Here is a 22,009-nt window from a genome sequence, read left to right on the forward strand (position 1 = left end):
ATGCATAGGGCGGCGGACACGTTCCGGCTGGCTACCAGGGTCGCGGCGCTGTCACTGCACCGTCCCAGCCGCCCGGACCGGCGCTGGGATGCCTTCTGGCGCGGAGTGTCTCGGGGCTCCCTCACCGAACCGATCATCTGGGATGCCGCCCCCGGCGCCGGGAACGAAGAGATCCGGCACCACCTGCAGGCCATGGCGGGCGCGATGGACACCGGCCTTCCCGTGATCGATCTCGGCTGCGGGAACGGCGCCATCACACGCCGGCTGACCGAAATCTTCCCCTCGGTCCTGGGCGTCGACGTCTCACCCGAGGCCGTGGCAGCCGCGCAGTGCGCCCAGCCGCACGTACCGGGCCTCAGTTTCCGGAGCCTGGATGCCACCGAGCCGGCTGCGGCAGCCGGGCTGGCGCGGGAACTCGGCGACGCCAACGTCTTTGTCCGCGGCGTTTTCCACGTCCTCGGCCGGCGGCGGCAGGCACGCCTGGCGGGCTCCATCGAAGCCCTCCTTGGCACTCGGGGACGGATTTACCTGGTCGAGACAAACGTCCCGGGCGGCGCACTCAGCTACCTGCGCGGCCTGGGCGCCACGGGCGAGAAGATCCCGGGACCGCTCCGCCAGGCCATTTCTGCCCTGCCGAAACCGGGCCACTTCGGCGCCGGGCAACGCTCGCGCGTGTTCCCCGCGGACCGCTGGACCCTCATCGCGCAGGGTTCCACCGTCCTGAAGACAGTGCCGATGGAGGCCGGCGGACCGCCCGGCAGCATTCCCGCATACTGGGCGGTCCTGGCCCCGCGGCCCCAGGCCTCCGAGAATCAGACCGCCGGGAAGGTATCCACCTGCTGGTAGTCGCGCGGAACCACGACCATCGGCACGGGGAGCGCCCGCAGCACCTTGAAGGCCGTGCTGCCGATGAACAGCTTGTACTTCTCCGCCAGGCGGGATGACCCTACGATCATGACCTCCCCGTCGTCCCATTCCAGGTCGTCGATTGCTTCCTCGATCGTGCGGCCGTGGGCGACCTCCACACTCACATGGTGGCCCTCCGGCAGACGGTGCGCGGCGGCGGCCAGGACGGTGTTGGCGTGGATGTGGGCAGCGTTGACGTTTTCCCCGCCGTCCCCCTCGACGTCCAGTTCCACGAGGGAGACCAGCCGAAGCGGCACCCCGCGGCGCTCGGCGGATTCGATCGCGACGTCGATCGCCGCCTCCGCTCCGACGCGCTGGCCCACGGCGAGGGTCAAACGCGTGATGGCTTCGGTCCGGCGGTAGCCGTGCGGCGCCAGTGCCACCGGAACCGGGGCGGCGTGCAGCAGGGCGTTGGCCACGTTGCCCACGGTATGCCGCTTAAACAGGCCATGGCTGGCGGCACCAACCACAATCAGCCCCGCCCTGTACTCGAGTGCGGCATCGATCAGGCCAGCTGCGAACGATTCCGCCTGGCGGACATGGAAATGCGCCTCCAGCCCCTCAGGGACCAGTTCCATTCCCTGGCGTTCCGCGGAGAGGACCTGCTGCTCCGCGGCGCTGACCCGGTCTCCTTCCGGATTCGTCGCCACATGGGGCGTGTGCCGGTCCACCACATAGACCAGGTCGAGTTGCGCCCCCTGCGCCCGGGCCATGGCCGATGCCAGGGCAACGGCGTCCGCGCCGCGTTCGGTGGGTGTATAGCCGACTACGTATCGCATGTATGAACCCCTTATGGGTCTGTGGCAGACGCCAGCTGCGCCCCGGGGGTTCCGGGCGACGTCGGCCGGTCTGCGCTCCTGCAGTGGATAGGAACGACTCTAGTCCAGCGGACCCTCCAAAAGGGGGTGACTTATGGCCCTGAGCAGCACAATCTTCAGGCCCTACGCTTGGATGGTCGAGGGGAGCGCATCATGAACGCCATTCGCAACCGCAGGACCGGGACGCAGACCGCGGTACTGGGAACTTTGACGCTCCTGCTGGTCCTGACCGCCTGCACGCCACCGGCGCCGCAGCCCTCCCCCAGCAGCCAGCCGCCGTCGCAGTCCCCGTCCGCCACCGCGACGGCGAGCCCGTCGCCGTCAGCAACCGGCGACGCCGACGAGACGTTACCGCCGCAATCCGGCGACAAAGTGATCTCCTCCACGGTTACCCACGACTGGTCGGTGCCGGGACCGACCACCCCGTTCCACACGGACCACGAGAACCCGGTGCCCATCGCACCTCCGCCGGCGGCACCGCTGCCAACGCTGTACGCGATCGGCGCAGGCCAGCACCCCTCCGACGTCCCGCCGTATGACCAGCTGAGCTTCCGGTTCTCCGGCGGCTTCCCCAGCTACGACGTCGAAGTGGTCCCCGACCTCGTCGATGACGGCAGCGGGCTGCCCATCCCGATGCCCGGCACGGGAACCATCCTCGAAGTGACGTTCCGCGGCGCCCAGTCGCACACCGCGGACGGCACGGCCAGCACCGTGACCAGCGCGCCCGCACCGGCAATCGGGTACCAGGCGCTCACCAGCTACGCGCCGGCCGGGGACTTCGAGGGCGTGCTGAGCTACGGGATCGGCGTCGGCCGTCCGATGAGCACGATCCCGGAGACCAAGGTGCGCGTCACTGAGGTGGAGAAGATCGAGCAGGGCCAGCACCTTTATGTGGTGGCAATCCAGCTGGACGCGACCGCCTGGAAGTAGGGCCGGCAGAAGCAGAAAGCCAAAATGCCAAAAGCCGAGAAATGGGACGGCAACCACGTAGCCGGCGGGACGGACGGAAACAACAGGAACATCAGGCACAACAGAAAACGGAGGAGCCGCGGACGATGTGTCCGCGGCTCTTCCGTTGTATGCCCCGCTGTTCGGGCAAGGCCGGTTTCCCGGAAGGGATTGCCGTCCCGGCAGCCTATTGTGCCGTGTGCTAGTTGGTGGGCTAGGCGTTGGCCTTGATGGCCGCGGCCAGGACCTCGAGGCCGTCCAGCAGCAGTTCGTCGCTGATCACCAGCGGCGGCAGCAGCCGGATGACGTTGCCGTAGGTGCCGCAGGTGAGGATGATGACACCCTCCTTGAGGCAGGCTGCGGCGACGGCCTTGGTCAGCTCCGGGTTCGGCTCCTTGGAACCGGCCTGGACGAGTTCAACGGCCAGCATGGCGCCGCGGCCGCGGACGTCACCGATCACGGGCTGCTGCGTTGCCAGTTCGCGCAGCTTGCCGAGGGCGATCTCCTCGATGTGCTTGGCGCGGCCGTTGAGGTCGTACTGCTCCATCGAACCGATCGAGGCCAGCGCGGCTGCGCACGCCACCGGGTTGCCGCCGTAGGTGCCGCCGAGGCCGCCCGGGTGGACGGCGTCGAGGAGGTCGGCGCGGCCGGTGATGGCGGAGAGCGGCATGCCACCGGCGATGCCCTTGGCCATGGTGATGATGTCCGGGACAACACCTTCGTGGTTCACGGCGAACCATTCGCCGGTGCGGCAGAAGCCGGACTGGACCTCATCGGCGATGAAGACGATGCCCTTGTCCTTGGCCCAGTCCGCCAGCGCGGGCAGGAACCCGTCGGCGGGGACAATGAAGCCGCCCTCGCCCTGGATGGGTTCGATGATGATCGCGGCAACCTGCTCGCCGCCAATCTGCTTCTCGATCATGGTGATGGCGCGCTTGGCGGCCTCGGCACCGGTGATCGCCGGGTTTTCCTCGCGGAACGGGTAGCTCATCGGCATGCGGTAGACCTCGGGCGCGAACGGGCCGAAGTTGGTCTTGTACGGCATGGCCTTGGCCGTCAGCGCCATGGTCAGGTTGGTGCGGCCGTGGTAGGCGTGGTCGAACGCGACGACGGCGTCCCGGCCGGTGGCCAGGCGGGCCACCTTGACGGCGTTTTCGACAGCCTCCGCGCCGGAGTTGAACAGCACTGTGCGCTTTTCGTGGTCGCCCGGGGTCAGGCGGTTCAGCTGCTCGGCCACGGCAACATAGCCCTCGTACGGGGTGACCATGAAGCAGGTGTGGGTGAAGTGCTCCACGGCTTCCTTCACGGCGCCGACGACGGCGGGGTCCGAGGCGCCGACGCTTGTCACCGCGATGCCGGAGCCGAGGTCGATGAAGGAGTTGCCGTCGACGTCGTGGATGATGCCGCCGTCGGCGTCGGCCACGAAGACCGGGACGCTGGACGCGACGCCGGCGGCGACGACCGCCTTGCGGCGCTCGGTCAGGGCAACGGACTTGGGGCCCGGGAAGTCGGCCTGGACGCGGCGCTTCTGCTCGAGCCGGTAGGTGATGTCATGTGCGGTGGTGGTCATGGGAAAGCCTTTCTAAGCGTGCGGTTGAGGCGCGCCAGTTATGCGTCAGGTTCAGTTAGGCAGCCGCGTCATGCGTCGGCGTTATGCATCTGCGTTAGGCGTCGAGCGCACTCATCACGTGCTTGATACGGGTGTAGTCCTCGACGCCGTACATGGACAGGTCCTTGCCGTAGCCGGACTGCTTGAAGCCTCCGTGCGGCATTTCGGCGGTCAGGAGAATGTGCGTGTTGATCCAGACGGCGCCGAAGTCGAGGTCCCGGCTCAGGCGCATCGCGGTGCCGTGGTTGGTCGTCCAGACGCTGGAGGCCAGGGCGTAGTCGACGTCGTTGGCCAGCTCCACTGCCTCGTCCTCGGTGCTGAACTTCTGCACCGTGATGACCGGGCCGAACGTTTCCTTCTGGACAATGTCATCGCTCTGCTTGGCGCCGGTGACAATCGTGGGTTCGAAGAAGAAGCCCTTCTCGCCCGCGCGGTGGCCGCCGGTCTCGATCTTGCAGTTCGCCGGCAGGTGCTCGACAACGGACGTGACAGCGTTGAAGTGGTTGACGTTGTTCAGCGGGCCGAAGTAGTTGTCCTCGTCGTTCTGCGAACCCGTGTGCAGGGTCTTGGTGTGCTCCACCATGGCGGCGACGACGTCGTCGTGCACCGAATCCTGGACCAGGACCCGGGTGATCGCGGTGCAGTCCTGGCCGGCGTTGAAGAAGGCGAACTCGGCGATCGCCGCGGCGCTCTTCTTGATGTCGGCGTCGGCGAACACAATGGCCGGGGCCTTGCCGCCGAGTTCCAGGTGGGCGCGCTTGAGTCCCCTGGCGGCGCCCGAGGCGACGGCGATGCCGGCGCGGACGGACCCGGTGATGGAGACCAGGCCCGGGACCTTGTGCTCCACCATCATGGCGCCGGTCTCGCCGGTACCCAGGACAACGTTCAGGACGCCGGCCGGGAAGATTTCACCGGCGAGCCGGGCCAGCACCAGGGTGGATTCCGGGGTGGTGTCCGAGGGCTTGAGGACCACGGTGTTGCCGGCGGCCAGGGCGGGCCCGATCTTCCAGATGGCCATGAGGAACGGGTAGTTCCACGGGGCCACCTGGGCCACGACGCCGATCGGTTCCCGCCGCACGTAGGAGGTGTGGCCTTCGAAGTACTCGCCGGCGGACTTGCCTTCCATGATGCGGGCCGCGCCGGCGAAGAAGCGCAGCTGGTCGGCGCCCGCGGCCACTTCCTCGGAGGCGATCAGGGAGCGGACCTGGCCGGTGTTGCGGTGCTGGGCCTCCACGAGCTCGTCGCTGTTGGCCTCGACGGCATCCGCGAGCTTGAGCAACATGAGCTGCCGCTGCCCGGGCGTGGCGTGCTTCCAGCTCTTGAAGGCGTTGTTGGCTGCCGTCATGGCGGCGTCGACGTCGGCCTGCACCGAGATCGGCGCCTGCGCCACCACGTCGCCGTTGGTGGGGTTCACGATGGGCAGCAACCCTGTGCCGGCGGGGGTGACGAACTCGCCGTTGATGAAGTTCTGCAAGGTTTGAACCACGGTGTACAACCTCTTTCTTACTGCCAATGACGGATGTGTGACTGGTCACGAGCCTATGCCAGCGGGGCAAGCCAGGGAATAGGCACCTGCACACCATGCTCGGCACACTTTAGTGCGCTTGACCAGCACCCGGCTATCCTGAATCCATGGCCATTTCACTCGCCGCCCTGCTGGGAGTTCCGTCCCTGAATCTCACCAAGGCCGGCCTCGCCGAAACCACCTGGCAGCAGGACATTCACTGGGTGGCCGTCACCGAACAGGAGGACCCGCAGCGCTTCCTCAACGGCGGCGAACTGATCCTGACGACGGGGATGCGGCTCAAGAGCGCCGCGGAGCAGCGCCGGTTCGTGCGTCAGGTCCAGCGGGCAGGAGCGGTGGGCATCGGGTTCGGGGTGGGCCTGACGCACGACGCCGTGCCGCCTGCCCTGATCGCCGAGGCCAACCGGTGGGGGCTGCCGGTGGTGGAGGTGCCCTACGAAACGCCTTTCATCGCGATCGGAAAGCTCGTGGCCGACGCCCAGTCCGCGGACCACCTGGTCAAGCTCGAGCGGCTCATCGCAGGGCACCAGATCCTGGCCCGCGCCCTGCTGACCGGCGGCGGCCTCGCCGAACTCCTGAAACACCTGGGCTCGATGCTGCGCACCGAGATCGTCCTGACCCAGTTCACCGCCCAGCTGTACAACAGCGTGCCCGGCCATCCCGCGCCCAAGGCCGAGGGCTGGGCGTCCTACCCCATCCCCACAGGCCGCCGCGACGCCTGCACCCTGTGGGTGAAGCAGCCGTTCGAGGACTCGGGCATCGTGGGCTACGCCCAAAACCTGATCAGCGTTGAGCTCAACAACATGGTCAAGCAGCGGCAGGCCCAGCGGGCGCTGGCCGGCCAGGTCCTGGACGACGTCATCCACGGGACGCTGGAGGCCAGCGAAGCCACCCGGCGCCTGGCCGGGGTCGGCATCAACAGCACCCGCAAGAACGTGGTCCTGCTCGCCGAATCGGCCGCCCACCAGAAACAGCTGGGGAGTTCTTCCCTGCCCCAGCCGCTCGAGGCGGCGGTCAGCGCCGTCGTCGGGAAGGACCTCGTGGTGGTGATGCCCGACGACGGCAGCGGCGCCAGCGCCCTCGCCCGCAGCCTCAGCGACCACCTGGCCGAGGCCGGGATCCACGCCACGATCGGCATTGGCGGGGCCTACACCAAGCCCAACGGCCTGCGCTGGAGCTATTTCGAGGCACGCGACGCGGCCAGCCACGGCCTGCCGGTCAACGAGCCTGAGCGGCTGAGCCTGACCTCGCTGCTGCTGGCCAGCGAGGACGTTCCGCTGGCGGACATGGCCAACGAATCGCTGAACCCGCTGCGGGCCTTCGACGCGGCGCACGGTGCCGAGCTCCTGGCCACGCTGGAAAGCTACCTCGGCAACAACGGCTCGGTGGCGGCCGTCGCCGAGGAACTCACCCTGCACCGCAATACGGTCCGCTACCGGCTGGCGCAGATCACCGAACTCACCGGCTACGACCCCGCGCAGACAGCAGACCGGGTGCAGCTCTGGCTCGCGCTCTCGGTGCAGCGGCTCAGCGCACGGCACCCGCGCTGACCACCGTCCGCGCCACACCCCGGGCAAGGCGGGGTCACATCGCGCTGGGGCTGTCACTTTCCGAGATATTAGCCACTAAAGGCTGTACCTCAAACATCAAACGTCTAACCTTTAGGTATGGCTAGCAGCACGGCGGTTTCCGCACTTTCCCAGACAGCTCCACCCGGCGCGGTCCGCCCGCGCGGCGTGATCGTTGCCGGCGTCGTGGCGCTCGTGCTCATTGGGCTCAATCTGCGCGCCGGGATCACCGGCGCCGCCGCGCTCTTCCACGACCTGCAGGCCGTCCTGGGCTACGGCCCGCTGATCGCGGCCCTGATCCCCTCGATCCCCACGCTGTGTTTCGCGGTGGCCGGAGCTGCCACGTCCTGGCTTACCCGGCAGCTGGGACTGGAAAAAGCCATCCTGCTCTCCCTCGTGATGCTGGCGGCCGGGCTGCTGCTGCGCGGAGTTCCGTCCACCGGGATGCTGCTGGCCGGCACCGTGGCGGGGATGTCGGGGCTGGCCATCTGCAACGTGGCCATGCCCTCCTTCATCAGGGTGCACTTCGCGGACCGCACGTCCCTTATGACCGCCGTCTACACCTTGACCATGACCACAGGCGCCACCGTCACCGCCGTGCTGATCGTTCCCGTGGCCCAGGCCCTTGGCTCACCCTCGGCGGGTGTCGGCTCCATCGGCCTCCTGGCCCTGGGCGCCTGCCTCGGCTTCCTCCCGATCGCGGTGCACGCCCACCGCAACGCGTCCGCCGGCAAGGCCGCCCGGGTTTCCCCCTGGCCCCTGCTGCGTACCCGCACCGGCGCGCTGATCACCCTCGGCTTTACGGTGCAGGCACTGCTGGCCTATGCCGTGCTCAGCTGGTTCCCCTACATGCTGGCCACGATGGGCCTCACCGCCTCCGACAGCGGGCTCATGTTCGGACTCATGCAGCTCGTCTCCGTCCCCGCCGGCATGGTGCTGGTCGCCATCGGCTCACGCCCCCGGATGCTTCGGACAGCGTTCTACCTGGCCACTGTGACCATGGCTCTCGGCGTCCTGGCCATGCTGGTCCTGCCGGCTGCATTGGCTCCACTGACCGCGGTGCTACTGGGCTTCGGCCTCGGCATCTTCCCGCTGGTCATGGTGATGATCAGCCGCAGCGGCCGCACCGCGGCCGAGACCACCGCGCTGTCCACCGTGGCCCAGTCCGCCGGGTATCTGCTGGCGACCCTCGGGCCGTTCGGCATGGGCCTGCTGCACAGCGCCACCAACTCCTGGACGCTGCCCTTGGCCCTCCTGCTGGCAGTGGCCCTCGGCCAGATCGCGGTGGGCCATCTCCTGTCGGCGGGGCCGAAGGAACTGCGGGCCAAAGAACAGCGGGCCGCTTCTCACACTCCAGAAGGAACTGCGCACTCCCCGGAAGGGACACGGCGATGACACTCACTGCCTCGCACCGGACGCCGCTGGCGGAGGAAATCACTGCCAAGCTGCGGGCCCTGATCCACTCGGGCGAGTGGCCGCTGCAGCAGCGCATTCCGGCCGAACCTGAGTTGATGGCCGCGTTCGGGGTCTCCCGCGGAACCCTGCGCGAGGCCATCAAGGCGCTCGCCCACAGCGGAATGCTCGAGGTCCGCCGCGGGGACGGCACGTACGTCCGCGCCACGAGCGAGATCGCAGGCGCCACACAGCGGATGTACGAAGACCACTCCCAGGAGCACATCCTCGAGGTCCGGGTCGGGCTGGACACCCAGGCGGCCCGGCTTGCCGCCCGTCACGCGACGGCCGAGGACGTCACCGCCCTGCGCGGCCTGCTCACCGCCCGCCGTGTCGCCTGGCTGGCCGCGGACTATCCCTCGTGGGCCCGCGCCGACTGGGACTTCCATGTGCGCGTGGCGCAGGCGTCCGCCAACCCGCTGCTGCATGAGCTGTATGTCAGCTTCGGCAGTGTTTTCCACAATGATCTGCTCCGCCAGCAGCGGCGGGGAGGCTTCAACGGCCTGCCGCTCGAGGGTCACGACGAACTCGTGGCCGCGATTGCCGCCCGCGACGAGGCTGCCGCCGTCGAGAGCGTCACCCGGAACCTGAACTCCTGCGCCGAATGGCTCCAGGAGTAGCCTCCTAAGGGTTTTCCCAAGGTGACCGGAAGATGCTCTGTCTCAGTGGCGGCCGCCACTCGCGCACCGGCCTCGGGGCCAGGCTCGCGGCCACGCGGATCCCCGTCATCATCGGCGCCAACGCCGAGTCCAGACGGCCGGCCCCTGCGCCCAGCAGCAGGGGCCGGCTCGACTGTGGCGCGCGGTTCCGCGGGCACCCCAATAGGGTCTTAGTGCCGTAGACCGCGTCCCGACCTCGGTCAACACTAAGAGTGGTAGCACGCTGCGCGAGGGTGCCCGCGACAAGGGTGTCTGCACTTCCGCCCCATCCCCCGGGACTAAGTGCGGTCGCATCGAATCTTGTAGTGCCGCTGCTGTGATTTACCTCAGCAAGTACGCCGCGAGGAGGTCGATGGTGGGCAAGAAGAAGAAAAAGACCAAGAGCGCCGACGGACAGGACGAGCAGGCCGGCAAGAAAATGCGCCGCAAGAAGTACGAAGCGGAGATGGCTGTCCTGCAAGGCGAGCTGGTCGCCATGCAGGAGTGGGTAAAGTCCACCGGAGCCAAGGTCTGCATCGTCTTCGAGGGCCGCGACACGGCCGGCAAGGGCGGCACGATCAAGCGCATCGTCGAACGCGTGAGCCCCCGGGTCTTCCGGGTGGTGGCGCTCCCCACACCGACGGAGCGGGAGAAATCCCAGATGTACCTCCAGCGCTACATGTCGCACTTCCCGGCGGCCGGCGAGGTGGTCATCTTCGACCGCAGCTGGTACAACCGTGCCGGCGTCGAGCCCGTGATGGGCTTCTGCACCCCCGAGCAGACCGAGCGGTTCCTGAACATGACTCCGATGGTGGAGAAGGCGATGGTCGACTCCGGAATCATCCTGATCAAGTACTGGCTCGAGGTCAGCGAAGACGAGCAGACCCGGCGGCTTGAGAGCCGTATGGACGATCCGCGCAAGACGTGGAAGTTGTCGCCCATGGATCTGAAGTCCTACAGCCGGTGGTACGACTACTCCCGGGCCAGGGACGCCATGTTCGAGGCGACCGACACCGCATGGGCACCTTGGTACGTCGCGAACAACGACGTCAAGAAGCGCGGCCGGCTCAACATCATCAGCCACCTGCTCAGCCAGGTTCCCTACGAGCCGTACGCCGGGCTCGACGTCGAACTCCCCAAGCGTCAGAAGGCCGGCGACTACCGTGAACCCACGCTGGCTGTCCGGCAAATCCCGACACCATTCTGAGTAGCGTCCCGGCGATGAGGAGAAAGTCATGACCGACAATCCCGGAGCAGCAGCAGAGTTGACTGCGACCGACGCGGACGCGACGTGGTACGCGCTCTCACCCGGCGAGGCCGCGGGCCGGCTGGGCGTTGATCCGTCCCTCGGGCTGAGCACGGCCGAGGCGGAGCAGCGGCTGCAGGAGCACGGCCTAAACGCCCTGGCGGCCGCGAAACCGGAGCCTGTGTGGAAGCGGTTTTTCAAGCACTACAAGGACTACATGCAGATTGTGCTCGTGGTCGCGGCCTTGGTCAGCCTGGTGATCGAGGAGTACGGGACCGCCGTCGGCCTCGCCTTGCTGACGCTGTTCAACGCTTGGTTGGGCTATCACCAGGAAGGAAAGGCCGAGGCGGCCGCCGCTTCCTTGGGGCAAATGATGAAGTCGATGGCCAAGGTGCGCCGCGACGGCGACATCGTGGAGCTGCCCGCCGACCAGATCGTGCCCGGGGACATCGTGGTGGTCGACGCCGGCGACCGGGTCCCGGCCGACGGGCGGGTGATCCTGGCCGCGACCCTGCAGATCGAGGAGGGCGCCCTGACCGGGGAAAGCGTGGCGGTCGAGAAGGACACCCCGGCCATCAGGCGGCACGACGTCGGCATCGGAGACCGCTTGAACATGGCGTTCATGAACACCAACGTGACCCGGGGCCACGGCGAGATCCTTGTCACCACCACGGGCATGGGCTCTGAGGTCGGCCACATCGCCCACATGCTGGCCGGCCAAAAGACGGAGAAAACCCCGCTCACCAAACAAGTGGACCGGCTCACCATTTTCATTATCGTCGCGGCACTTTTCGCCTTCGTCGCGATCGTGGTGATGGGCCTGGCCCAGGGCGAATCCTTCGCGGTGCTCTTCGGGATCGGTGTGGCGTTGGCGGTCGGCTCGATCCCTGATGCGCTGCCAGCCGTCGTCACCACGATCCTGTCCGTCGGCTCAGTCAACATGGCCAAGAAGAATGCCATCATGAAGGTCCTGCCCGCGGTCGAGACACTCGGATCCACGTCGGCGATCAACTCGGACAAGACGGGCACCCTGACCCTGAACCAGATGACTGTGCGCGAGATCACCACCGTCCAGCATCATTACACCGTGAGCGGTGAGGGCTACAGCTTCGACGGCCAGGTCAAACGGACCACCGGCGACGCCGAGCGGGACCTGGACTATGTCATGTTCTCTTGCGCCTTGTGCAACGACTCCGACATCCAGGACGGCGAGGTCGTGGGAGACCCCACGGAGGCTGCACTGTTCGTGCTCGCGCAGAAGGGCGGCGTGGACGTCCGGGAGTTCCGCCGAAATAACCCGCGCGTGGCGTCGGTACCCTTCGACTCCGACTACAAGTTTATGGCCACGTTCCACCTGATGCCCGGTGCCCACGGCCGTTTCGTGATCCGTGCCTACGTGAAGGGGGCTCCCGACGTCCTCCTCGACAGGTCATCCTTCGGCCGGATGCCGGGCGGCCGCGCCGAACCCCTCACGGAAGAGATGCGCGCGAAAGTGCTCGCCGAGAACGACCGCATCGCGGGCCAGGGCAGGCGGGTGCTCGCCCTGGCCCAGCGCGAGTTCGACCCCGCGACGTTCGATCCGACGGGCGACCTTATGGCGCTCATGCAAGACCTGGAGATTTCGGCACTGATTGGCGAGGTCGACCCGCCGCGGGCCGAGGCAGTGGCCGCCATTGCCACAGCCAAGCACGCCGGCATCCGGGTCCGGATGATCACCGGCGACCATGCCGTCACCGCGGCGGCGATCGCCGACGAACTGGGCATCAGGGGCCGCGCGGTGACCGGTGCCGAGTTCGCTGCGATGAGCGACGCGGAAGCCGACAGCGAGGTGGACGGGATCGGCGTGATCGCCCGGGTGGCGCCCGAGCACAAGGTCAGGCTGGTCGAGGTGCTCAAGCGCAAGGGCAACATTGTCGCGATGACCGGCGACGGCGTGAACGACGCACCAGCCATTGCCGCGGCCGACATCGGGATCGCGATGGGCATCACGGGCACGGACGTCGCCAAGGGAGCGGCGAAGATGATCCTGGCCGACGACAACTTCGCCACGATCGTGAGCGCGGTCGAGCAGGGCAGGCTCGTGTATGACAACCTGCAGAAGTTCATCCGCATCCAGGTCGCCAACCTGTTCATGTTCATCCTGGCCTTCATCGGCTCGTCGGCGTTCGCGATCGCCGGAACTGCGCTGCTTAGCCCGGCGCAGGTGCTGTGGATCCACATGGCGATCGTCGCCCCCATTGGGGCCGTGATGGGCCTGGACCTCGCGACGCCGGGCATCATGGATCGCAAGCCCCGGCCGTTCAACCAGCCGATCATCGTCCGGTCGATGATGGTGCGCCTGTTCGTCGTCGGGCTGTTCATGGCGGCCGCGACGCTGATCATCGTGCAGATTGGCAAGACCAGCTACGGCTCACTCGAGGTGGGCCAGAGCATGGCCCTGGTTGGCCTGGGGCTGATGAACATCACCGTCGCCCTCAACCTGCGTTTCCCCGAGGAAAGCGCCTTCGGGCCGTCCACCGTCTCCAACCCGAAGCTGCTCTGGGCATTCGCTTGGGCAGTGATCGGCTCGATGCTGATCACTCAGATCCGCGTGCTGCAGGACCTGTTCGGCACCGTCCCCCTGACCGGTGCGCAGTGGCTGATTTGTCTGGTGCCGGCCGTAGTGCTGCTGCTCCTTGGCGAACTGTTCAAGCTGATCCTGCGGGCCAGGCGCCCGAAGGAACTGGCCAGGCACCAGGCTGCGGCCGTTCCTGCCTGACGGCATCTGCAACCGCTGAGGGCATGGCCAAAGAAGATTCCGGGATCCAAGCCGCCGTCGGCGGCGCCGCCGACGCCGCCGAGGCGGCGTCGAACAGCACCTGGCTCGACGCCGTCGCACGTTCGGGATTCGCCGTGATGGCACTGCTGCATATCGTGATCGGCGCCATCGCCATCGCCCTGGTCCTGGGCGCGCCCGGCCAAGCCGAGCCCACCGGCGCCATCGAACAACTCGCCGCCAACCCCTGGGGTCCGGCCGTGATGTGGGCGGCCTGCATCGCCTGCGGGGGCCTCTCGCTCTGGCAGCTGAGCGAAGCGACCCTCCGGGGCCGCCACCTGCCCCGCAGGGAACAGTTGGGCAAACTCATCTCCTCCGGCTTCCTCGCCATAGCGTACGGGAGCGTCGGGCTGAGCTTCGCGGGCTTCGCACTGGGCCAGCGCGGCGATTCGGGCGACTCGACGCGGGACTTCAGCACGGCCCTGGTCCAGTCCCCGTTCGGCGTTCCGGCCTTGGTCGGCCTCGGGCTGACCATCATCGGGATCGGCGTGTACTTCATCGTCAAGGGCTGCGGGAAGAAGTTCAAGGAGGAATTGCAGCACTTCGAGGGGACCACCGCGGCAAACTGATCAGCGTGCTCGGAGTCACCGGCCACGTCGCGAAGGGACTGGCCCTGATCCTGACCGGGCTGCTCTTCGTCATCGCCGCGGCCACCGACAACCCCAGTTCCTCCACCGGGCTGGACGGCAGCCTCAAGGCACTCCGGGACCACCCCTTCGGCCCGTATCTGCTTCTGGCGATCGGGGCAGGGTTCATCGCCTACGGCGTGTTCGCCCTGGTCCGGGCGCGCTTTGGCCGGATGTAGCGGCGCCGCCGGAAGCAGCAGAGCGGGCGGCGCGGGCAGCACGCCGGACCGGCGTACTAGCCTGCGGCCTTTTGCAGCGGAACCACATCGCCTTCCTGGTACAGCAAGGCGCGGATCTCGGACTCGGCGGAATCGGGCCGCTTCGGGTCGATCGTCTCCCCCGCCGCGAAGTGGTCCAGCAGCCTTGGATCCACATAGCTTTTCCGGGCGATCGACGGCGTGTTGCCCAGGACCGAGGCCGCGTCCTGCATGGCGCGGCTCACCGCACTCTTCCGGGCCGAGACTTTCGCCTGCGGGCCGCTCTGCGCCAGGCTGACGGCTGCCGCCGCCGTCCCCCGCAGGGTGCGGAAGTCCTTGGCGGTGAAGTCCTCCCCCGTGCGCTCCTTGACGTACTCGTTGATGTCCGCGCTGGACACCGGATGCCACCTGCGGCCGTCCCTGTACGCCAGCAGCCGGGCCTTGCCGCCGCGCCGCTTGAGCTGGCGGACGACGGCGGCGAGGTCGGCGTCGTCGATCCGCGACTCCCAGGTCTTGCCGCTCTTGGCTGGGAAACTGAGCCGGAGCTCGTCCTTGCGCACCTTGACGTGGGCGCAGAGCAGGGTGGCGAGGCCGTGGCTGCCGTTTTCGTTGGTGTAGCGCTCGGAGCCGACCCGCAGCGATCCGCTGTCGAGCATCCGAAAGGCGGCCGCCAGTACCCGTTCCCGGGTCAGCCCCTCGGAGCGCAGGTCCATGGTCACCAGGCGGCGTGCGGCCGGCAGTGTCTCGGCCAGCTGGAGCGAACGGTCGAACTTCAGCCGGTCCTTCCGCTCCCGCCAGCTCGGATGGTAGATGTACTGCCGCCGGCCCACCGCGTCGACCCCCGTGGCCTGGATGTGCCCGTTGTCGTACGGGGCAATCCAGACGTCCGTCCAGGCCGGCGGGATCCCGATGCCCTCCAGCCGCTCCCGCACGGGACCGGGCGGCAGGGTGGACCCGTCCAGGTCCTTGTAGCTGAACCCGGTCCCCGCGGGGACCCGGCGGTATCCGCGGCCGGATGCGTTGCTGTGACGGAGCCTCATTGGCCGGCCCCGCATTGGCCGGCCCTGCGCGAATCGTGCTCATCCATGACGGTAAGCTTACTGACTACCGCCCGGGTTGCCACGCAAAGCAAACAACGCGGGGCCGCCTCGCGCCCATGATCCCGCCGGCGGGGATGGGCGGGAAGTGACCCCGCGTTGTTCTGCGTTGTTCTGCGTTGAGGCTAGACCTCGACGGCGGCGCCGCGGGAGATCTCCACCATGTCCTCGCGGGGCACCACCTTGATGCGCTCGCGCTGGACGGCGACGCCGTGCGACTCGCCGGCTGCGGTGGCCTTCTCGCCCAGGGCGCGCTCGTGCTCGTCCAGGGCCAGCCAGCCTTCCCAGCTGGTGTACTCGACGCCGCGGCCCGCCAGCAGTTCCACGATCGCCTCGGGGGCGGGCGTTGCGGCCAGGGGCAGGTTTTCGCGGTCCTCGAGCAGGTAGGTCACGGTTTCGAGGGCGTCACCCTTGGTGTGGCCGATCAGTCCCACCGGCCCGCGCTTGATCCAGCCGGTCGCGTAGATCCCCGGGACGTGGGTGCCGGCGGCATCCAGGACGCGGCCGCCGTCGTTCGGGACAACGCCCTTGCTGTGGTCGAACTCGACCTCCGGGAGGGCGGAACCGAAGTAGCCGATGGCGCGGTACACGGCCTGGACCGGGTAGTCGACAAACTCGCCGGTGCCGCGGGCATTGCCGGTGCCGTCCAGTTCGGTGCGCTCGAACTTGATCCCGGCGACGCGGCCGGGAGCCTCGGCGCCGTCGTACACCTCCACCGGGCTGTGCAGGAAGTGCAGGTGCAGCCGGCGGGACGCCGTGAGCTCGGAGAGGTCCTCGGGCTGTTCGGCGATCCAGTTGGTGAGCGTGCCCACCATGGTCTTGGTCTGGTTGTTGCTCTGGATCTGCCGGTCCGACTCGGCGTCGAACTCGAAGTCCTCGGCGTAGAGGATGATGTCGACGTCCTTGGAGTGGGAGAGTTCGCGCAGCTCCAGGGGCGTGAACTTGACCTGGGCCGGCCCGCGCCGGCCGAACACGTGCACATCCGTGACGGGCGAGGACTTCAGCCCGGCGTAGACGTTGTCCGGGATTTCGGAGACCAGGAGGTCGTCGGCGTGCTTGGAGAGCATGCGGGCCACGTCCAGGGCCACGTTGCCGTTGCCGATCACGGCGATTTCCTTGGCCTCCAGCGGCCATTCGCGGGACACGTCGGGGTGGCCGTCGTACCAGGACACGAAGTCGGCGCCGCCGTAGGAGCCCTCGAGCTCGATGCCGGGGATGTTGAGGTCCGCGTCCTTGATGGCCCCGGTGGCGAAGATGACGGCGTCGTAGTGGGTGCGGAGGTCATCGATGGAGAGGTCCGTGCCGTAGTCCACGTTGCCGAAGAAACGGATGTCGCCGCGGTCCAGTACCTTGTGCAGGGCGTTGACGATGCCTTTGATGCGGGGGTGGTCTGGGGCCACGCCGTAGCGGATCAAGCCGTAGGGTGCCGGGTAGCGGTCGAAGAGGTCGATGCTGACGGTGAGCTCGCCGCTCTTGACGGCCTCGCTCTTGGTCAGGATGTCCGCGGCATAGACGCCGGCGGGACCGGAGCCGACGACGGCAACGCGCAGCGGTCGGGCGGCGGTTCCTACAGGGGTGTTCGTTGACACGGCTGTGTTCCTTTTTCTTCTGCATCCGTTGCTCCACAACTGCCCTTTTGAGGCTTGATAACGGCAGTTGTGGAGCAATCGACGGGTGTTAGGGGGTCAGTACGCGGGTCTTGGTGGTGCGGGGAGCATTCGGGGAGGTGGTGCTGTAGTCCGCGGTCTTGAAGTGCGACGGCGCGAACGGGCTGACGCGGACCACGTCGCCGATCACAATCACGGCGGGGTTCGCCACGCCGGCGGCCTCCGCCTGGTCCGCGATGGTCCCGAGAGTTCCGATGGTCACCCGCTGGTTCGGCAGGTATCCATTCTCTACGATGCCAACAGGCGTCCCCTGAGGCAAACCGGCGCGGGCCAGGGAGGCTGCGGAATCGCGCAGCTGGCCCACGCCCATGAGCAGGATCACAGTGTGGTCGGCCCGGGCCGGGACTTCGGAGAGTTCCTCGTGGCCAGTGACCACGCTGAAGCCTTTGGCGAGCCCGCGGTGTGTGACCGGGATGCCAGCTGCGGCCGGGACGGAAATGGCCGAGGTGACGCCGGGAACCACTTCCACCTCGACGCCGTGCTGCCGGCAGAATTCGGCTTCTTCTCCGCCGCGGCCCAGGACGTATGGGTCGCCGCCCTTGAGCCGGACCACACGGTGGCCCTGCACGGCTTCGTCGACCAGGATCCGGTTGATCTCAGACTGAGGCACCGGATGGTGGCCGGGGGTCTTGCCGACCTCGATCACGCGGACATCGGGGGCCAGTTCGGCCAGGAGTTCACGCGGGCCGAGCCGGTCCGCCACCACGACGTCGGCCTGGCCCAGGAGCCGGCGGCCGCGGACGGTGATGAGTCCGGTGTCGCCGGGCCCGCCGCCCACGAGCGCCACTGATCCGGCGGTTGCACCTGTGCCGGACACACGGTGCCGGCGCAGCGGCAGGTCCCCGGTGTCCAGGGCGGTGGCGACGGCGTCGCGCAGGGCCATGGCGCGGCGCGGGTCTCCGCCGGCGTTGACGGCGATCTTGACGTCGTCCACCACGGCGACGGCGGGCGTCCAGGCGGCGGAAGCTTCGTGGTCGGAGGCATTGACGCACCAGATGCGCTGCGCCTCGGCGTCGGCCGAGACCTGCGCGTCCACGGCGGCGTCGCCGGTGGCGGTCTGGACGAACCAGACGCCGTTGACGTCGGCGGGGCGGTACGGGCGGGGCTCCCAGTTCAGGAGGCCGGCGGTGGCAAGTTCAGCCAGGGCCGGGCAGGCGACCGGTGCCACGACGGTGACGCGGGCTCCGGCGTCGAGCAGCCCCTTGGTGCGCCGGGCGGCCACCGGTCCGGCGCCGACCACCAGCACGGGGCGGCCGAGGAGGCGCAGCGCCGTGGGGTAAATGTCCTGAATTGCCATGCATCGACGATAGGGCGGCGTCACAGAGCGGAACAACGGTACGGAAACACCAGTTCACGCAAGGTAATGCCACGTCACATTGTGGCAATCGCCGCTCCTGATCTGCGGCGGCCGGCGGCGCCCCTATTTCACGGCGATGAGTTCGATCAGCTTGATGTCCGGATCCTTGGCGAGCATGGCGGGACCGTGTTCGCCGAGGGCGGCGGGGATGGCACCGCCCAAGTGGGCTTGCCGGTCCTCCTCGGTATCGAAGGTGTCGAAAATGCCGAAGGTGTTCTCATTGACCCGGAAGGCGTACCAGGTACGCGTTCCGGGCTCATTGAGCACGATCTCGCGGCCCCCGTTCAGGAAGTCCCAGACATCCTGTTCCTTCCCCGCCTTGGCTTCGACCAGGGCCAGCACGCCAAATTTTGCTGCCACAGCGACCTCCTTGGAAACAGTCGTAAAAACAGTCTTGGAATGAGCCGCAACCCGGCCTATAGGCGTGAGTTTAGGCCCGCGCCTGAGCCCGGGCAAGGAGCCAACGCAAAAGCAACGCGGGGGTCACTTACCACCGATAAACCCGAGGAATGTCGGCGGTAAGTGACCCCCGCGTTGCTGCGGAGGGGTGGTGGTGCGGAGGCGGGTGGAGGGGTGGTTAGCGGGTGCTGCCGGCGAGCAGTCCCCTGCGCCGGAGCAGCCGCTTTTCGATCGGGGCGAACACAAGCAGTTCGATCAGGATGCCCACCGCGAGGATCAGCAGGATGGCGGACATGACGATGGTCATGTCGGACAGGACGCGGCCCTGGTCCAGCATGGAGCCCAGGCCAAAGCCGATGGTGCCGCCCACGGCGATGATTTCCGCTGCCATCAGCGAGCGCCAGGAGAACGCCCAGCCCTGCTTGAGGCCGCCGAGGTACCCGGGCAGGGCCGCCGGCAGGATGATCTGCAGGGCCAGCTGGAGCCGGGACGCACCCAGGACCTTTCCGACGCTGCGGTACTGCGGCGGAATCTGGTCCACACCGGAGATCAGGCCGTTGATGATCGAGGGAATCGCACCCATGAAGACGACGAAATACACCGTGGCGTCGGTGAGGCCGAACCAGAGGATGGCTGCCGGCACCCAGGCAACCGACGGCAGGACCTGCAGCCCGGAGATCAGCGGCCCGAACGCGCGGCGCAGCGGTGCCACCTGGGCGAGCAGGAGCCCCACGGGAGTCGCGATGACCACGCTGATCAAGAAGCCCACGACGCCGCGCTGCAGCGAGGTCCAGACGGCCTCCTGCAGCTTGCCCTCGCCCCACAGGGTGCCGATCTGGCCGATGACATCCAGCGGGCCGGGCACGATGTCGCGCCGCTTGAAGCCCAGAGACACGTACAACTGCCAGAGGATGACCAGCACTGCGAGCGCAGCCACCGGCAGCAGGATCCGGCTCCAGTCGATGCGGGCCTTGCGGATGGAGTCGGACTGCAGGGAATCGAGGCCCGCCTCAAGCTCGCGCAGGTCTTCCTTGCCGCTGGAGGAACGGGTCAGGGCGGCGTGGACCTTGCGGGTCTCGGTCGGGGCTTCCGCTACGGGAAGTTGGTTACTTGGCATGGCGGCGGATCTCCTCGCGTAGCCGGGCGGTGATTTCGCCGGTGAGCTGGCCGGCCAGTCCGGCGTCGGTGCGGTGTTCTTCACTGACGTGCCATTCCCGCACCACGCGGCCGGGCCGGGAGGAAAGCAGCAGCACGCGCTGGCCAAGCCGGACGGCCTCGCGGACGTTGTGCGTGACGAAGACGATGGTCCGGCCGGTTTCCTTCCAGATGCGTTCGAGCTCGTCATGGAGGAGGTCCCGCGTAATCGCGTCCAGGGCCGCGAACGGCTCGTCCATGAGGAGCAGCTGCCGGTCCTGGGCCAGCGACCGGGCCAGGGACACGCGCTGGCGCATGCCGCCCGAGAGTTCGTGGGGCCGCTTGTCCCCCGCCCCGCCCAGGTGCACCAGGTCCAGCAGCTCCCCCGCCCGGACCCTGCGGTCGGCTTTCCCGACGCCGCGCAGCTTCAGGGCCAGCTCGATGTTCTCCCGCGCGGTCAGCCAGGGAAACAGTGCCGCGTCCTGGAACATGAAGGCGGCGCCGTCGCTGGGCACTTCGAGGGCTCCCGACGTCGGGGCCTCCAGTCCCGCCATGATGTTGAGCAGGGTGGACTTGCCGCAGCCGGAGGCACCGAGCAGGGCGACGAACTCGCCCTGCTCGATGGTGGCGTTGACGTCGTCCAGTACCGGGGCGCCGTCGCCGAAGCGCTTGCCCAGGTTTTCCAGTACGACTGGCATGGTCTGGTCCTTACTGTTGTGGCGGATGGCTGGAGGCCAAGGAGCTAGTCCTTGCCGAGCCCTTCGGCGGAGATCTTCGTGCCGGCCGCGCTCTCCCCCAAGACACTGTTGAGCGCTGTGAGATCGAAGATGCCGTTGATGTCGGCCTGCTTGGTGGTGCCGGCGTCGACGCCGTCCTGCAGCAGTTTCTTGTACGTCCCTGCGAGCGGGTCGGTGGTGAAGACAATGTTCTTCAGTGACCGGTCGATGACGTCGGCCGGCAGCCCCTTGCCGGCGGCTGCCTTGAGTCCGTCGTTGAGGACCGTGGCTTTCTCGGCGGCGGGCGCCGTGTTGAGCCAGTCCACGGATTCAACATGGCCCTTCAGGAGCGCCTGCACGGTGGCCGGGTGCTCGGCCGCGAACTTCTTGTTGACGATCAGGACGGTGGTGACGAACTCGCCCTTCTCCCACAGGTCCTTCTCATCGACCAGGACCTTCGCGCCGGCCTGGAGCACCAGGCGGGAGGCCCAGGGCTCCGGCAGCCACGCGCCGTCGAGCTTGCCGTCCTGGAACAGTTTGAGGGTCTGGGCGTTCTCGGTCGGGTTGATCGCGACGTCGCCGCTGCCGTCCGTGGAGGTCTTGAACCCCTGCTTGCCGAGCCAGGCCCGGAGCGCCACGTCCTGGGTGCCGCCGAGCTGCGGGGACGCGAGCGTCTTGCCCTTGAGTTCGGCGGCCGAGTTGATACCGGGCTTGACCACCAGCTGCGCTCCGCCGGCCGTGGCCCCGGCGATGATGCTGATCGATTCGCCGTTGCTCTTGACATAGGAGTTGATGGCCGGGTTGGGGCCGATGTAGGTGGCGTCAATGGCGCCGGCGTTGAGGGCCTCGATCGCGGCGGGGCCGGCGTTGAAGACCTGGGTGCTGAGCTTGGTCTGGCCGAGGTCCTTGGCGATGAACCCCTTGTTGACACCCACCAGGGCCGGGGCGTGGGTGATGTTGCCGAAGTAGCCGAGCCTGAGTTCGGCGGCCGGGCCGGCGTCCGCCACGGCCGCGGCCGGGGCGGTTTCCGGGCTGCGGGACAGCGAGGATGCCACGGCTGCGCCGGCGCCGATCAGGAGCACGAGCCCCGCGACGAGGGCGATCTCCAGGGTGCGCTTGCGTTTGGGTTTGCCGGTCTCGCCAGCGACAATCCGGGTGGTGCCGGGCTGCGTGCCGGGCTCGGGGTTTTCGGGGGTGCGTGACATGGGTGAAGTCCTGTTCTGGGGTGTGCGGAAAGGCCAGGCTGGGTGGTCAGCGCCGGCGACATCGCCCCTGGAAGTCCCTGCGGGGG

Annotated in this window: 17 protein-coding genes and 1 pseudogene; 8 read left to right on the forward strand and 10 right to left on the reverse strand. The window is 67.9% G+C overall.

The window, feature by feature from the left end; all coding sequences use genetic code 11:
* Nucleotides 1-846: a class I SAM-dependent methyltransferase gene (locus AC1D2F_RS03655; RefSeq protein ID WP_476966192.1), complete on the forward strand. Its 846-nt coding sequence runs from the start codon at nt 1-3 to the stop codon at nt 844-846.
* Here the strand turns inward: AC1D2F_RS03655 and AC1D2F_RS03660 are convergent.
* The gene (locus tag AC1D2F_RS03660) at nt 813-1,685 is read right to left on the reverse strand and encodes a universal stress protein (protein ID WP_229992433.1); all 873 of its coding nucleotides are present in this window, start codon (nt 1,683-1,685) and stop codon (nt 813-815) included. The genes AC1D2F_RS03655 and AC1D2F_RS03660 overlap by 34 nt on opposite strands.
* A 192-nt stretch (nt 1,686-1,877) precedes the next feature.
* Between AC1D2F_RS03660 and AC1D2F_RS03665 the strand changes: the two genes are divergently transcribed.
* Nucleotides 1,878-2,654, forward strand: coding sequence for an AMIN-like domain-containing (lipo)protein (locus AC1D2F_RS03665; RefSeq protein WP_229992432.1), 777 nt, complete (start codon nt 1,878-1,880; stop codon nt 2,652-2,654).
* Nucleotides 2,655-2,886: 232 nt separating this feature from the next.
* Here AC1D2F_RS03665 and gabT read toward each other — a convergent pair whose 3' ends face one another.
* A complete protein-coding gene (gabT, locus tag AC1D2F_RS03670) occupies nt 2,887-4,242 on the reverse strand; it encodes a 4-aminobutyrate--2-oxoglutarate transaminase (RefSeq protein WP_476966193.1) in 1,356 nt (451 codons plus the stop codon).
* Between the two features lie 94 nt (nt 4,243-4,336).
* Nucleotides 4,337-5,767, reverse strand: a complete 1,431-nt coding sequence (locus tag AC1D2F_RS03675) for a gamma-aminobutyraldehyde dehydrogenase (protein WP_229992430.1) — start codon at nt 5,765-5,767, stop codon at nt 4,337-4,339.
* 146 nt (nt 5,768-5,913) lie between these two features.
* Between AC1D2F_RS03675 and AC1D2F_RS03680 the strand changes: the two genes are divergently transcribed.
* The 6 genes and pseudogenes from AC1D2F_RS03680 to AC1D2F_RS03705 all read left to right on the forward strand — a co-directional run bounded on the left by AC1D2F_RS03680 (nt 5,914) and on the right by AC1D2F_RS03705 (nt 14,330).
* Complete coding sequence (locus AC1D2F_RS03680) at nt 5,914-7,356, forward strand: PucR family transcriptional regulator (protein ID WP_476966194.1); 1,443 nt, start codon at nt 5,914-5,916, stop codon at nt 7,354-7,356.
* Between the two features lie 117 nt (nt 7,357-7,473).
* Entirely contained in the window at nt 7,474-8,769 is a 1,296-nt protein-coding gene (locus tag AC1D2F_RS03685) for an MFS transporter (protein WP_476966195.1), read from the forward strand.
* Entirely contained in the window at nt 8,766-9,446 is a 681-nt protein-coding gene (locus AC1D2F_RS03690; RefSeq protein ID WP_229992427.1) for a FadR/GntR family transcriptional regulator, read from the forward strand. The genes AC1D2F_RS03685 and AC1D2F_RS03690 overlap by 4 nt, the downstream gene beginning before the upstream one ends.
* Before the next feature lie 355 nt (nt 9,447-9,801).
* A complete protein-coding gene (gene ppk2 / locus AC1D2F_RS03695; protein ID WP_229992426.1) occupies nt 9,802-10,671 on the forward strand; it encodes a polyphosphate kinase 2 in 870 nt (289 codons plus the stop codon).
* 28 nt (nt 10,672-10,699) lie between these two features.
* On the forward strand, nt 10,700-13,468 hold the full coding sequence (locus tag AC1D2F_RS03700; RefSeq protein WP_476966196.1) for a cation-translocating P-type ATPase: 2,769 nt from the start codon (nt 10,700-10,702) through the stop codon (nt 13,466-13,468).
* A 23-nt stretch (nt 13,469-13,491) separates the two neighbouring features.
* Nucleotides 13,492-14,330, forward strand: a pseudogene (locus AC1D2F_RS03705) (DUF1206 domain-containing protein).
* 56 nt (nt 14,331-14,386) lie between these two features.
* Here the strand turns inward: AC1D2F_RS03705 and AC1D2F_RS03710 are convergent.
* From AC1D2F_RS03710 to AC1D2F_RS03740, 7 genes are all read right to left on the reverse strand, one after another.
* Nucleotides 14,387-15,388 (reverse strand): DNA topoisomerase IB, encoded by a 1,002-nt coding sequence (locus tag AC1D2F_RS03710; RefSeq protein ID WP_476966197.1) that lies wholly within the window; start codon nt 15,386-15,388, stop codon nt 14,387-14,389.
* 182 nt (nt 15,389-15,570) lie between these two features.
* Nucleotides 15,571-17,034 (reverse strand): FAD-dependent oxidoreductase, encoded by a 1,464-nt coding sequence (locus tag AC1D2F_RS03715; protein WP_476966198.1) that lies wholly within the window; start codon nt 17,032-17,034, stop codon nt 15,571-15,573.
* 88 nt (nt 17,035-17,122) lie between these two features.
* The gene (cobA, locus tag AC1D2F_RS03720) at nt 17,123-18,409 is read right to left on the reverse strand and encodes a uroporphyrinogen-III C-methyltransferase (RefSeq protein WP_476966199.1); all 1,287 of its coding nucleotides are present in this window, start codon (nt 18,407-18,409) and stop codon (nt 17,123-17,125) included.
* Nucleotides 18,410-18,532: 123 nt separating this feature from the next.
* Nucleotides 18,533-18,829, reverse strand: a complete 297-nt coding sequence (locus AC1D2F_RS03725) for a putative quinol monooxygenase (RefSeq protein ID WP_229992420.1) — start codon at nt 18,827-18,829, stop codon at nt 18,533-18,535.
* 217 nt (nt 18,830-19,046) lie between these two features.
* Complete coding sequence (locus AC1D2F_RS03730; protein WP_364745315.1) at nt 19,047-19,985, reverse strand: ABC transporter permease; 939 nt, start codon at nt 19,983-19,985, stop codon at nt 19,047-19,049.
* Complete coding sequence (locus AC1D2F_RS03735) at nt 19,975-20,700, reverse strand: ABC transporter ATP-binding protein (RefSeq protein ID WP_364745312.1); 726 nt, start codon at nt 20,698-20,700, stop codon at nt 19,975-19,977. Before AC1D2F_RS03735 ends, AC1D2F_RS03730 begins: the two co-directional genes overlap by 11 nt.
* 44 nt (nt 20,701-20,744) lie before the next feature.
* On the reverse strand, nt 20,745-21,923 hold the full coding sequence (locus tag AC1D2F_RS03740) for an ABC transporter substrate-binding protein (protein ID WP_476966200.1): 1,179 nt from the start codon (nt 21,921-21,923) through the stop codon (nt 20,745-20,747).
* Between the last annotated feature and the right edge of the window lie 86 nt (nt 21,924-22,009).

Source organism: Arthrobacter sp. P1_B3 (genome assembly GCF_056406615.1).